The sequence below is a fragment of the Sinisalibacter lacisalsi genome (assembly GCF_014640115.1).
Taxonomy (GTDB): Bacteria; Pseudomonadota; Alphaproteobacteria; order Rhodobacterales; family Rhodobacteraceae; genus Sinisalibacter; species Sinisalibacter lacisalsi.
The window spans coordinates 71930-84394 of record NZ_BMGI01000004.1 but is presented as its reverse complement, the minus strand read 5'-3'; the positions used below and the strand labels follow the sequence as shown (position 1 = coordinate 84394).

General features: G+C 63.3%; 11 protein-coding genes and 1 tRNA gene. 6 read left to right on the top strand and 6 right to left on the bottom strand.

Annotation, left to right across the window (positions count from 1 at the left end):
* The first annotated feature begins 56 nt into the window (after positions 1–56).
* Both IEW01_RS12385 and IEW01_RS12380 read left to right on the top strand, forming a co-directional pair.
* Positions 57–377, top strand: coding sequence for a DUF6280 family protein (locus IEW01_RS12385; RefSeq protein ID WP_188528140.1), 321 nt, complete (start codon positions 57–59; stop codon positions 375–377).
* 98 nt (positions 378–475) lie between these two features.
* A complete protein-coding gene (locus IEW01_RS12380; protein ID WP_188528138.1) occupies positions 476–1930 on the top strand; it encodes a cobyric acid synthase in 1455 nt (484 codons plus the stop codon).
* Positions 1931–2114: 184 nt separating this feature from the next.
* Here the strand turns inward: IEW01_RS12380 and IEW01_RS12375 are convergent, their stop codons facing one another.
* The 3 genes from IEW01_RS12375 to IEW01_RS12365 all read right to left on the bottom strand — a co-directional run bounded on the left by IEW01_RS12375 (position 2115) and on the right by IEW01_RS12365 (position 5323).
* A complete protein-coding gene (locus IEW01_RS12375) occupies positions 2115–3110 on the bottom strand; it encodes a hypothetical protein (RefSeq protein ID WP_188528136.1) in 996 nt (331 codons plus the stop codon).
* 101 nt (positions 3111–3211) lie between these two features.
* Positions 3212–4618: a TolC family outer membrane protein gene (locus tag IEW01_RS12370; RefSeq protein WP_188528134.1), complete on the bottom strand. Its 1407-nt coding sequence runs from the start codon at positions 4616–4618 to the stop codon at positions 3212–3214.
* 51 nt (positions 4619–4669) lie between these two features.
* On the bottom strand, positions 4670–5323 hold the full coding sequence (locus IEW01_RS12365) for a protein-L-isoaspartate O-methyltransferase family protein (RefSeq protein WP_188528132.1): 654 nt from the start codon (positions 5321–5323) through the stop codon (positions 4670–4672).
* 166 nt (positions 5324–5489) lie between these two features.
* On the opposite strand from IEW01_RS12365, the gene IEW01_RS12360 reads away from it, so the two are divergent.
* Positions 5490–5563 (top strand) — tRNA-Cys (locus IEW01_RS12360).
* Between the two features lie 61 nt (positions 5564–5624).
* On the opposite strand, the gene IEW01_RS12355 is transcribed toward IEW01_RS12360, so the two are convergent.
* Both IEW01_RS12355 and IEW01_RS12350 read right to left on the bottom strand, forming a co-directional pair.
* Positions 5625–6638 (bottom strand): tyrosine-type recombinase/integrase, encoded by a 1014-nt coding sequence (locus IEW01_RS12355; RefSeq protein WP_188528130.1) that lies wholly within the window; start codon positions 6636–6638, stop codon positions 5625–5627.
* The gene (locus IEW01_RS12350) at positions 6625–6798 is read right to left on the bottom strand and encodes a hypothetical protein (protein WP_188528127.1); all 174 of its coding nucleotides are present in this window, start codon (positions 6796–6798) and stop codon (positions 6625–6627) included. Before IEW01_RS12350 ends, IEW01_RS12355 begins: the two co-directional genes overlap by 14 nt.
* Before the next feature lie 762 nt (positions 6799–7560).
* Here IEW01_RS12350 and IEW01_RS12345 point away from each other — a divergent pair.
* The 3 genes from IEW01_RS12345 to IEW01_RS12335 all read left to right on the top strand — a co-directional run bounded on the left by IEW01_RS12345 (position 7561) and on the right by IEW01_RS12335 (position 10241).
* Positions 7561–7914, top strand: coding sequence for a hypothetical protein (locus tag IEW01_RS12345; protein WP_188528125.1), 354 nt, complete (start codon positions 7561–7563; stop codon positions 7912–7914).
* A gap of 535 nt (positions 7915–8449) precedes the next feature.
* On the top strand, positions 8450–9463 hold the full coding sequence (locus IEW01_RS12340) for a GFA family protein (RefSeq protein WP_188528122.1): 1014 nt from the start codon (positions 8450–8452) through the stop codon (positions 9461–9463).
* A 145-nt stretch (positions 9464–9608) separates the two neighbouring features.
* Complete coding sequence (locus IEW01_RS12335) at positions 9609–10241, top strand: tyrosine-type recombinase/integrase (RefSeq protein ID WP_188528120.1); 633 nt, start codon at positions 9609–9611, stop codon at positions 10239–10241.
* A gap of 192 nt (positions 10242–10433) precedes the next feature.
* Here IEW01_RS12335 and IEW01_RS12330 read toward each other — a convergent pair whose 3' ends face one another.
* Positions 10434–12407, bottom strand: a complete 1974-nt coding sequence (locus tag IEW01_RS12330) for an Aq_1262 family (lipo)protein (RefSeq protein WP_188528118.1) — start codon at positions 12405–12407, stop codon at positions 10434–10436.
* Between the last annotated feature and the right edge of the window lie 58 nt (positions 12408–12465).

Sequence of the window (12465 nt, the reverse complement as noted above, 5' to 3'; positions counted from 1 at the left end):
GTCATATTGGCCATCACGCCCGAAATCACAAGAGCAAGAAAAACAAAGGACGCCGAATGTTTGACACTGTTGACGGTACCGCGTTCAACCACGAACAGGGCAACCGTGCGCGTAAACTCTTTGCCGCCGTCGTTCTGGCGGCGCTCGACGATGCGATCGCCGATGACAAGAAGTACGGCAACGGCCCCGAGCAGATCGCCCGCTGGGCCCGCTCGCGCGATGGCCGCGAGGTGCTGTCCTGCGCCGGGATCGACCCGAACGAGCGTGTTGTGAAAGGCCTGATGGAATTCGTCGGCAAAGGTGTGCGCACCTCCGTGGCGCTGTCGCGCGAGGAAAGCGAACGGCGCCATGCCGCAGAGGCGGCTGAAGCGGCCTGACCCCCACGCAAGTATGCAGACGACAAGGAAGGCGCGCCATTGTGGCGCGCTTTTCTTTTGCCGGGACCAGCGGTAAACTTTTCACGGGGGAGGATGCCATGACACGGTCGATCATGATCCAGGGCGCGGGGTCGAACGTGGGCAAGTCCCTGCTCGTCGCCGGCATCGCGCGCGCGGCCCTGCGGCGGGGGCTTTCCGTCGCCCCGTTCAAACCGCAGAACATGTCGAACAACGCCGCCGTCACCGTCGATGGCGGCGAGATCGGCCGGGCGCAGGCATTGCAGGCGCGCGCCGCCGGACTCGAACCGCTGATCGACATGAACCCGGTGCTGCTCAAGCCCGAAACCGACACCGGTGCGCAGGTGATCGTGCAGGGCAAACGGTTCGCCACCATGCGCGCGCGCGACTATGGCCGCGCCAAGGCCGAACTGTTGCCACGAGTGATGGAAAGCTTTCACCGGCTGGCCGGGGGCGTCGACCTGGTGCTGGTCGAGGGGGCCGGCAGCCCGGCCGAGATCAACCTGCGCGAGGGCGACATCGCCAACATGGGCTTCGCCGAGGCCGCCGATTTGCCGGTGGTGCTGGTGGGCGACATCGACCGGGGCGGCGTGATCGCCCAGCTCGTCGGCACAAACGCCATCCTGCCCGCCGCCGACCGCGACCGCATCCGCGGCTTCATCGTCAACAAGTTTCGCGGCGACGTGACGCTGTTCGACGCCGGCCGCACCGAGATATCCACCCGCACCGGCTGGCAGGATCTCGGCGTTCTGCCGTGGTTCTCCGAGGCATGGCGGCTGCCCGCCGAAGACGTGATGGACCTTGCCACCCTGCGTCCGGGCGGCACGATCAAGATCGCGGTGCCCCGGCTCGGGCGGATCGCCAATTTCGACGATCTCGATCCGCTGGCGGCGGAGCAGGAGGTTCAGGTGGAAATCATCGAGCCGGGCCGGGCGCTGCCGGGCGACGCCGACCTGGTGCTGATCCCGGGCTCGAAAAGCACGATTTCCGATCTCGCCGATTTCCGCCGCAACGGCTGGGATATCGACCTCGCCGCCCATGTCCGGCGCGGCGGGCGGGTGCTGGGGATCTGCGGCGGTTACCAGATGCTGGGCGCCGAGATCGCCGATCCCGACGGGATCGAAGGCGCGCCGGGCCATGCGCCGGGGCTCGGGCTGTTGAACGTCACCACCCGCCTCGAACCGGCCAAGACGCTGGCGCGGACCACCGCCACCTACCTGCCATCGGGCGACCTCGTGGAAGGCTACGAGATCCACCTCGGCCAGACCGAGGGGCCCGACCGGGCGCGTGGCTGGCTCGGGCTTGACGGGCGCACGGACGGGGCGGCGAGCGCCGACGGGCGGGTGATGGGCACCTACCTGCACGGCCTGTTCACCTCCGACGCGTTCCGCCGCGCCTTTCTCGCCAAGCTCGGAGCGGGATCATCCGATTTTGCCTATTCCGAGGCGCTCGACGCCACGCTCAACGCCCTGGCCGAACACATCGAGGCGCATATCGACCTCGACGCCCTGCTGGCGCTGGCGCGCGAGGTCTGATCCGCCGCGCCACCTTCGGGCCGGCACCGTGGCGAGGAGATCGGTGGCGCGCCGTGCCGGATGCCGCCGGTGTATGTCCGGGGGAAGGACAAAAGCCGTTCGTGCGCCATTGCCCAGCCAACGCCGTTCAGCTGTTTCGGGGGTTACGACGGGGGATGGCCCGGGGTGAGCGGGCCGCGCCGGTCTACTCGAAGTCCTGCAGCGCCAAAGCGCGGGCGATTTCGCGGCGCACCATGCGTCGCACGTTGTGGGTGATGCGTTCGCCAACCGATCCCTGCAGCTCTTCACGCACCATGCGCGACACCATCTCGCGCAGCGCATCCTCGTCGAGCACCGCTTCCGCGTCTTCGTCTTCGCCCGGCTCGTCGGTGGGTTCGACATCCTCCCACGCATCCGCAGCGCCCGCCTCCCCGGCGGCATGCAGTGCCTCGGGCGTGACCAGGTCATCCTCGAAGGATGCCAACTCTTCCGCCGGTGCCTCGTCGGTCGCCCCGGTCTCGTCGTCGGCGAACTCGGGCTGCCCGGTCTCTCCGGGCGTGGCGAAGCTTTCCGCCGTCCAGGGCCGCGTCCGGTCCCCGGCCTCGTCCGCCGCGTCATCGACCGGCGCGTCCATATCGTTTTCGGGCTCGGCTTCGGCCATCTCCACCCCGTGGTGGAACATCACCGGGTCATCCATCGCATCGTCTTCGCTGCCATCGGGTTCGAAATCCGACGCGCTGCGCGCGATCACCGCTTCGAGTTCGGCGATCCGGCGTTCGAGTTCGGACTGGTAGCTCTCCGGCGCGGCATCGGTTGCCGGGTCAAACTCGGCGGCGTCATCCGACGGCGGCGATTCGATCGCGGTGTCCTCGCCCGCCTGCGCGACCGGGTCCGCGCCCTCGTCGTCAACCTGCACGCCGGCCAGATCCTCGACCGCGGCGGCGACGGCTTCCTCCACCGCCTCAGGGCCGCCATCTGTCCAACGATCGCGATCGAGAGACACAACCTCGCTCTCCTCCGCTGCAACCGACGCGTCCTCCGCTTCGCCTTCGTCGATGCGGAACGCCGGTGTCAGAACGAGCTTTTCGGGGGCGCCCTGCGCCGCGTCGCCCCGGCGGCCCGCCCCGGCGTTCTCCGACACGAGCCTGCGGATCGACGACAGAACATCCTCGATTTCAGCATTGGATACGGGTTCGGACATCGCAGATTCCCTGTTCACCTTGTAGAGCAGCATAGCCAGCGCCCCGCCATCACACAACGCTTTGGCAAACAAACCCTTAACGGGGGCCAAGAAATGCGCGGTTATTTCCGCCCGAGCGCCTCGATCACAGCGTCAAGCCGCTTGCCCTCCGGGCTCACCTCGAACACCGGGGCATCCTTGACCGCGCGGTAATAGGCCTCGGGATCATAGCTCGCGATGCCGAGGCGGAGGTGATCGGCCGTGAGCATACCCATGGCCGACAGCACGGTGTAGACCGCGAGATACTGGTCGGCCTGCGCCCGGATCCGGGCGGCCTGCGCGTCGAGCAGATCCTGTTCGTAGTTGAGCACGTCGAGCGTGGTGCGGGTGCCGAGCGCCTGCTCCTCGCGCGCACCCCTCAGCGCCACGCGGTTGGCGCGGATCTGCTGATCGGTCGCCCGCAGGCTTGCCTGCGCCACCGCAAGCTGCGCCCAGGCATTGGCGACCTGCTGTTCAACACCCTGCGCGGCGATGTGCAACGCGGCGCGCGCGGCCTCGGTCTGGGCCTTGGCCTGGCGGTAGAGCGCCGACAGCTTGCCGCCCTGGTAGATCGGCCCCGACAGGGTCACACCGACGCGCGCATTGGTGCTGAAGGCACCGGTCGGCGGGGTCGTCGGGTCGGTGAAGCTCCGCGACAGCGAGGCATCGGCCGACATCGTCGGCAGCATCGACCGGCGGGCGAGCTCGGTCGACATCTCGGCCACAGTGACCGAGCGGCGCGCCGACAGCACGTCGGGGTGACGGCTGCGGGCCATGGCCTTGGCGCCGTCGAGGCTTTTCGCCGCCATCGGGGCCGCCGGGGGCACCTGCAGCCCGTCGGGATAATGGCCGATCGCGGCCTTGTATTCCTCGCGCGCGATCATCAACTGGCCCCGCGCAGCGGCCTCGGCGCTCTTGGCCCCGCCCAACGCGGCCTCTGCCAGCGAAACCTCCGTCTGGGTGATCTCGCCCACTTCGAACCGATCGCGCGCGGCGCGCAGCTGTTCGGTGATGACCCGCACGTTGTTGGCCTGCAACATCGCCGTTTCATGCGCCGAGCGCACATCGAGGAAGGCCTTCACCGCGCGCAGCAGCACGCTCTGCTCCACCCCCACCAGCGCGTCGCGCGCCATCATCACGTTCTCGCGCGCAAGGTCGATGCGCATCTGGCTCCGGCCGAAATCGTAGAGCGTGAGGCTGGAGGAGAGGCTGAGGCTGTTGGTGAGCGAGGTCGAGACACCGAGGGCGTTGTCGGTCAGGTTCCACGTCGAGCTCAGCGCGTAGTTCAGCACCGGGCGGGTGGCAGCCACGGCCACCGCCACATCCTCGTCGCGCACCCGCAGGAGCGCGCGCTGCTGGGCGAGCAGGCCGGAATTGCGGTAGGCCGAGACCAGTGCGTCAGAGAGGCTTTCGGCGCTGCCGGACACCGGGGCGAAGGCCAGCATCGAGGCCAGCGCGGCGGCGGCGATCCGTTTGACACTCAGTCGCATTGCGAACGTCCTTCGTCTTGGCGCGCAGCGAACGCGCAGATCTGTTACGCCCTAGAGCGCGAACTCCGTCACTTTTTCAAACCCGGGCAGCACCGGGGCGCCGGCGTTGAAGGCAAAACGCCAGTAAACATGGCCATCCTGCTTGTGGCCGATGCGCACGGCCCCCACCCGTCCCTCGATGAAGATCGCCGCAATCCGGCCGCCTTCCTTGAGCTGGTCGGCCAGCGCCTCGGGCAGCGTCTCGACCCCGCCCTCGACCACGATCACGTCGTAGGGGCCATGGCGCGCATCGCCCTCGGCGAGCGGGCCGGCAATCACCGCCACGTTGTCGACCCCGGCCGCGCTCAGCCGCGCCTCGGCCTCGTCGACCTGGCCGGCATCTTCCTCCATCGCGACGACGAAATCGGCCATCCGCGCGATCACCGCGGCCGAATAGCCCAGCCCGCAGCCCAGATCGAGCACCATGTCGTCATCGCCGATATCGACCGCGTCGAGCAACTTGGCGAGCGTGCGCGGCTCGAGCATGGCGCGGCCCGCGCCAAGATCGATCGCGGTGTCGGCGTAGGCGGCGGACCGCAGCGAGTCCGGCACGAACACCTCGCGCGGGATGGTGAGCATGGCTTCGATAACGGGGTATTTCGCCACGTCGGAGGGGCGCACCTGGGTGTCGACCATCATCGTGCGAAGGGCTTGAAAATCGCTCATGTCTGAACCTGCCGGACTGCCATTGCTACGGGGTCGGATTCTCTTGCCACGAATCCGCGCCCCCCGCAACACGCCCCGACGCGCAATCGCCCCGGCTGCGGCATCCCGGCGACAGATCACGCCCCTTGCACCGCTCCCCGGCTTGGGCTAAATGCCGACTGGCTTCGGCGAGTTGGCGGAGTGGTTACGCAGCGGATTGCAAATCCGTGCACACCGGTTCGATTCCGGTACTCGCCTCCACAATCTTTCAATGGGTTAGACGACAGAAGCCGGGCATTGCCCAGTGCGTCTAAACATCTGTCTAAACATTCCGTTTTTGTTCCGTTCGCATCTGCTGCGCCTGCGCCGCACGAAGTTTCTGGCGAATCTTGCGCGTGTAATGCTCCACCATCGCCGGGCTTTGCCCGGTCACGGCGGCGATCAGATCGTCGGCGCACCCGGCCTCGAGCAGCTCCGTCGCGGCGTTGTAGCGCCAGCTGTGAATGTCGTAGTCCAAAGCGCCGATCTCGGCGCGCACCTTGCGCACAGCCTGCGAGGCCCCGCGATAGGACCAGCGATTAGTGCCCCGCTCATTGGTCACGATGAAGACCGAATGGCGGCTGGCCGCGTCAAGCGCCTCTTGAAGTTCAGGAAGGATCGGCACCCACAGTTCCTTGCGGGTTTTGTTCTGGCGCACGAAGACCGACCCATCCTCGATATCGGACCACCGCATTTCCAACACGTCACCGATCCGTTGGCCAGTGCCAACGCACAGCTCCATCACTAGCCGCTCCCGCGAGCTGATCGGACACCTCGCGCGGTAGGCCGCGAGCAGGTCACGCGGCCAAGGCTCGCGCTCTTTCGTGGTCTTGACCCTGATTTCCGGCACACCCTTGGCCGGGTTGTCGTCGCGCCAGCCGAGATCGACGCAATGCTCCATGAGCACCCGCAACACGCGCAGCGAGTAGTTGGCGAAGTAGGGTTTGGTCGCGTTTGTGTCCCGAAGCCGGATCACGTCCTTACGTTTCATTTTGGTTGGGTTCGCCGCGCCCATACGGGACCGAAAGAAGTCCAGGTATTTATCATAGTCGAGCGCTGTCCGAGGCTTGAGGTGCCTATAGCGCGGCGAGGCGCGATAGCTTGAAATCAACGCATCAAAGGTGCACGAACTCACCCGCACAGGCTTCCTATCTCCGTTGAGAATTTCCGCGTACTCTTGCCAGAATTCCGGCGTCCCGAATTCACTTCGGAACTTTTGGGAAGACCAGCCGCGGCGCTGAAAATAAAGCCCATTTCTTTGCCGGTAGACGTGCTTGGGAAGCTCACGTTTGGTCATGGCGCAAATCAATCCTGTCGAATTCGTCTTCTACTTTGGGTGCCGAGAGTACGATTTCGATCTTTCGGCCCTCCACTGTGACACGACTTACCGCTTTTCCGGCTTGCTCAAACGCGTTCAGCAAGCCAAGTGCTTTTTGTTCTATGTTTGTCGTTGCCATCTCTCACCAACCCGCAGGCCCTTCTATCACTTAAAGTTCGCGCATCCGATTTGGCTGAATGTGCTCAAGTCGCCCATGCAAACTGTTATAGGGAAGAATCTAGACCGGGCCTGATTCAGCGGCAAGCAGGCCGCGAACCTTCGTGTTGGAATTGGCTGGAGAGTGTCAGTAACTGCATGCTAGATTTGTGACTTTTGGGCAACTTTTCAGATAGAAAATGCCCGTCAAAGATGGGCAGGTCTCTTTTTCGATTGACTTCCAAGAATTCAATGCAACTGACCAGCACCCACCTCTGCTAGCCCAAACCCACGACTTCCGGCTATGCCGCGCTCACAGGATTGCGACGCACACCAAGCCGCCGAAGTGCCGGTAGGGGTGTCAGTAAATGTATGCTGGAACAAGGGGGGCATAGAGTGCCGCCCCGCTCCCCCTCCGATGACTGGCGTCTACGGGGGATCGGGGCTGCGGGTCGTGCTGATTTCTACCTGCGGAGCACTTTGGTGCCTTAGCAGCGCCCCAAGGCCGATTTGGACGGATCTATAGCGGAGAACGGCGCGGCGATACGAGATTTCTCCCCGGCCCGGTCGAAATCCACCGCAAAGCGGGGGCGACTTTCTCGCGTAGTCGAAAGCTCCGGCTTCGATAGGTTGGAATACGCCGACAGACACTTTACTTGCGTTAAGGATCAATGCAACGTTCCACCTGTCACGGCTAGCGCACTTTGCCGGTCGCCCACCTGACCCGCAACCCAAGGAGAACAAATTGAAGATCATCTATCTTGCAGTCGCTGTTCCGGCATTGGCGGCCTGCGCCGCGACTCCGCCAGTTCTGCATCATGCGTCGGCAAACGGCATTGCGGTGCGCTATGAGGCGTATGACGAAGTATTGACACTTACACCGGAAGCTCGCGAAATCGCCGTGCAGCACTGCGCAAAGTTTGGAAAATACGCCAACTACAAAGGTGGCAATGCAGTCAGCCCCCTCAGCGCTGAGGAAATCCACACATTCGCTTGTGAAGCCACAAAGACGGACGACAGCGCCATAATCGCAGCCCAGTCAGTCCGACCGACTTACATTCCCGTGCCTGTGTATCAACCGTATGCGTATTTCCAATAGATGCCTTCAGAGACTGCCCAGGCCGATCTGTTTTCCCACTCACAGGTTAAACTCACCTCGCACAAGTTTTTCCCACATCATGACAACTTCGAGCGCGGAGCTACGTTGCAACCGTGCTGGGTAACACCTGCAGCACCCACAATAGCTGCCCTTAGAGTCGCCCGGAACAACCGACCTTAATGGCAGGACGCCGCCGGTGCAAAGATGCGAACTGTGGTCGCCCTTCGCGACGCGACCGGCCCAGAGCCGCCGCTGGTCGACCCAGCCCAATGCTGCGGTGCGGCCCGTCGAAGCGGCCATTCATGCCTCGCGCAGCATTTTCAATCGGCGAATGATGGCAGAGCGGGACATGACCGCCGTTCATGTAAGCCGCATGGAAAGCCCTGATGAATGACTCCTTCTCGGACTTCGCCTCGATTTGATTGGGTCCTCGAGACAGCAGAGACTTTGACACGCCGGTCCGTGCTGCTTAGCCTTGGGGGCGAAGCCCTAGCTTCGCTTGAGTTTTCGAAAGCCTGTTCAAGGGGAACAAATTTTGGAACGAGACTTCGCCGATGGTCACTCTGGTGGCTGCCAGTGCGGCCGAGTCAGATATCGAACCGTCAAGCACACGGCCAATGCTTTTGTCTGCAATTGCCGGTTCTGCCAGAAATTTACGGGAGGCCCGTATCTCCTCGAACATTGCTTTTTCAGAGGTGACATAGAAGTCGTCAAAGGAAACCCCAAGACCTACACGCATATCTCACAGGGAAGTGGCAAGAAGGTCTTTCTCCACTTCTGCGAGGATTGCGGCACGCACCTGTTTATGACGTTCGAAAGGTATCCCGACTCTCAAAACATCATCACGACGTCGCTCGACCGACCACAGTCGGTAGATTACGGTTCTGAAACACTCCTGTTTCTTTACCTGCAGAGTGCGCAGTCCGGCACAGTGACGCCCGCTGGCTATCGTGCATATCGCGGGCATTGCGACCCAGCCGATGGTTCTGTTGCGCAGGAAGTGGTCTCTGAAGCTCATATTCTGCACGACGATCTCGACCCGACCGAAGGACCTCATACTGGCGGTTGCCTTTGCGGCTCCGTTCGGTTCGAGGCGGATGGCAAACCCGACTTCGTCGTTGTCTGTCACTGCCGATCTTGCCAGATGTCGTTGGGAACTGAGGTGAATCACGAGCTACTTTTCAAACGTGACAAGTTCCGATTGGTCGAGGGCGAAAGCACTACATTCGTACATCTCGGCGGCAGCGGAAAACGGTTGAAACGGCACTTCTGTGGAGAATGCGGTTCCGCGCTGTGGGTGACCGGTGAGCGGTTTCCGGAAATTGGTCTCTATCGAGGTGCGCTGGACCGTCCGAACCGAATACAGGTCACACGCGACAATGCCTTCCAAATCTTTCTCAGCGAAGCCTTGCCTATCAGCATGGTCGTCGCGGGCATCGAAGCCTTTCCAGATCATCGACGCAATGCGGATGACTCGATCAACTCGGGCGTGGTCTACCAGGCGCACTGGAGGCTTGCAGACGGTCCACCAGAAAAAAAAAGTAGGTGAGCGAACTGCTTTTTCCTGAGCGAGAACGCTGTCCGCTCTGGGCTCGAAGCCGACCTCGGGTGCGGTGCAGCATTGTGTGATATGATGTCTTGTCAACGTCGGGTTGTCGATGTGGGGGGGGGCGTGGTGGATCGGAGGAACCATCATGGAAACACCAAACTTACCCGCTATCCGCGCGTTGCGCCCAGCCTGGAACAAAGGTCGAATTGTCGGCCAGAAGAGGCCGCTCAAGCCCAAACACGTCTGGGCGATCAGGGTGCGTCTGGAGCTGGCCCAGAACCATCGTGATCTGGCCCTCTTCAATCTTGCCATCGACAGCAAGCTGCGCGGCTGCGATCTGGTGAAGATGAAGGTGGTCGATGTCATGGCGTCAGGCCAAATCAAGGAACGCGCGTCGGTTCTGCAGAGCAAGACGCAGAAACCCGTCCGCTTCGAAATCTCAGAAGGCACGCGGGCATCGCTCGCAAGGTGGATGCGGGAGCCGCTCATGGTCGGATCCGAATACCTCTGGCCTGGTCGTTTTCACGAACGGCTTCACATCTCGACCCGCCAGTACGCGCGTATTGTCCGTGAGTGGGTGACATCCATTGGCCTGGAGGCCAGCGCCTATGGCACGCACTCGATGAGGCGAACGAAGGTGACCCAAATCTATAAGAAAACGGGCAACCTTCGGGCAGTCCAGCTGTTGTTGGGCCATACCAAGATGGACAGCACTGTCAGATACCTTGGCGTTGAGCTTGAAGATGCGCTGGCTATCGCCGAAGCTATCGAAATCTAAAGGCATGGGCCGTCTTCACGGACGGCCCACTCCCGCCCTTTAGTGAGGTATTTGCGCTGCGTGGCAGTTCCTCTAGAACAGACAACCATTCCGGACGCGACCGACAGTTCGTCAGTGTTGGTACAGCGTGTTCGAGCCTGCCGGAAAATCTCTTTGAGACGGCGGCAAGTTCAGGCTTGGCCGTCGTCGGCATCACCTGTTTGGCCCCGCATGTTCGGCTAAGTAGTCGAGGATCGGTTGGTAGTCGGGCGAGTCTGTGATTTCCGTCGGCGCGATGCCTACGCCCCAGGTCAGGCTTGTGCGATCCTCGTCGATAGGGCGGTCCACGACAGTCTCGCCGACCTCGTAGGGGCGGCCATCCTGATGGGCGAATGCGGTCTCGGGTTCGCGGAAATAGCGGAAAGTCACGGGCGTTTCGGGGAACACATCCTTGCCGAAATCAAATCGCTGGGTGGCCACGACCATGCGGTAGCCCCGCGCGGCTTCAAGCGCGGAGGATCGTGGCGGATAAAGCAACGCGCCGACCAGGTTACCCTCGGTATCCTGATACGCGCCGTTCGCGGTCAACTCTTTCAAGAGCCGGGCACGAAGGCGCTGGGTTTCCACGTAAGCCTCTGCCGACGCGGTTTCCAACGCGGGCCAATCGGCGGAATAGCCGCTCTGCGCGCGGATCGTGTTCGACAGGAACGCCTCGACGCTGGCCGGCATATCGCCGTAAAGGCTTACGCCCACGACATTTTCCAGGAAATGCGCAAACTCCCCCGTCGCCATAGCGCGGTTGATCGGGTCGGGATAGGCTGCTGTGCCCACCGCGTCGGCATCGGCCGGCGCACGATAGCCCATCGCGGTCATCTCGCCCCAGCCGGCTTCGCCGGGCAGGCGGCGCGGCATCGCCCAAGTGCCGTCGATGGTCACGCCCACGCCGGATTGAAAGGTTGCATGGCCCCCGGTTTCGCGCTGCGGTTCATGCCCCGAATGGCAGCCCACGCATTGCACCAGTTCCGAGGGTGTCTGGGCGCGCAGCGCACCGCCTGCGTCCTCGATCCAGCCGGCAAGGATCCAGCCCGCGCCGTTGTCGATCCAGCCCTCTTTGCGGTTGGCATAGGCGGGGGCACTTTCCTCCTTGATCTCGGGGCCGGCATAGTCGGGGTCGAACGCCCTGATCTTGTACATGTAGCGGATTTCTTTCACCCGGTCGGCGCGCGCGCCAGGGAAGCGGCCGGGGGCGCCCTCGCTGCCGTCGGCGGCGGTATCGACGTAGTGCAGCGGGTGGGCGAACTCGGTTCCCTGCGGGTAAAGGCCGGGCTGCACCGGAATGTCTGCGGCTGCGCCCTGATAGGTGGTAGGCGCGTCCTGGGGAAGATGGTCGGACACAGCAGCGGCCACGAGGTCGAGATTGGCCGCATAGGTCTTGATATCATACCGCCCTTCGGCATCGCGCATGAAGCGGTCGGGCAGGCGAATGTAGATGCCGGAGACCGAGCCGGTCAGCGGGGTGAATATTCCGTGGGGGACGAAATTGACTGACCGCCAACCGGTGATCCAGCCACGCCCGTCGTTGAAGAACGCACCCACTTCGCGGCCCGAGCGCACGAAGCCATCGGCATCGGCGGGCAGGTCGGCGGGCGACAGCGCCGGGAACAGGCGGAACGGATCGTCCTTCGCGCCGCTGTCCCAGTCGCGCGCATCACCCGGGCGGCGCACGGCGGCGGCGGTCCAGTTGTCTTGCCGGACCCAAGTTTCCATGTCCCAGGCGGCCGGGTCATGCCCGGCCTCGGTTACGGCAGCGCGCAGTTTCTCGGGGAACAGGGTGTTTTCCCACGGGTTGATCGAACCGTTGGGCTGGAACGGATAATTCAGCGCGGCAAAGGCGTATTCGGCGGTGAGATCGCCGATGAAGGGCGAAGCCCCGCCCTGCGGCGCGTTGTTGCCGAAACTGCGGTCGGCCAGACCATCGGTATGGCAAACCTGGCAAGGGTTTTGAGTGCCGCCGGCGGTCTCGATATAGCACTGGGCGGGAATATGGGCGTACGGATTCGGGAATTGCGCGCGCGAAATGTAGGTGCCGATCAGCGGTGCGGCATACTCCTCCGCAGGGGCCGCGCCGGTCATCGCGACAAGGCCGGTGCCGGCAAGAAGAACGGTGCGAAGGGTTGTGCGATGCATGGGGCTTCCCCTTGGGCTGATGGGTAGAATGAATGGGGCCGGGCCCTGTGACAGGCCC

Bases quoted from the DNA above. Each gene is read 5' to 3' on its own strand.
- IEW01_RS12380 (WP_188528138.1), top strand. From the start codon at position 476: ATGACACGGTCGATCATGATCCAGGGCGCGGGGTCGAACGTGGGCAAG.
- IEW01_RS12350 (WP_188528127.1), bottom strand. From the start codon at position 6,798: ATGGCAACGACAAACATAGAACAAAAAGCACTTGGCTTGCTGAACGCG.
- IEW01_RS12330 (WP_188528118.1), bottom strand. From the start codon at position 12,407: ATGCATCGCACAACCCTTCGCACCGTTCTTCTTGCCGGCACCGGCCTT.
- IEW01_RS12375 (WP_188528136.1), bottom strand. From the start codon at position 3,110: ATGTCCGAACCCGTATCCAATGCTGAAATCGAGGATGTTCTGTCGTCG.
- IEW01_RS12355 (WP_188528130.1), bottom strand. From the start codon at position 6,638: ATGACCAAACGTGAGCTTCCCAAGCACGTCTACCGGCAAAGAAATGGG.
- IEW01_RS12385 (WP_188528140.1), top strand. From the start codon at position 57: ATGTTTGACACTGTTGACGGTACCGCGTTCAACCACGAACAGGGCAAC.
- IEW01_RS12370 (WP_188528134.1), bottom strand. From the start codon at position 4,618: ATGCGACTGAGTGTCAAACGGATCGCCGCCGCCGCGCTGGCCTCGATG.
- IEW01_RS12365 (WP_188528132.1), bottom strand. From the start codon at position 5,323: ATGAGCGATTTTCAAGCCCTTCGCACGATGATGGTCGACACCCAGGTG.
- IEW01_RS12335 (WP_188528120.1), top strand. From the start codon at position 9,609: ATGGAAACACCAAACTTACCCGCTATCCGCGCGTTGCGCCCAGCCTGG.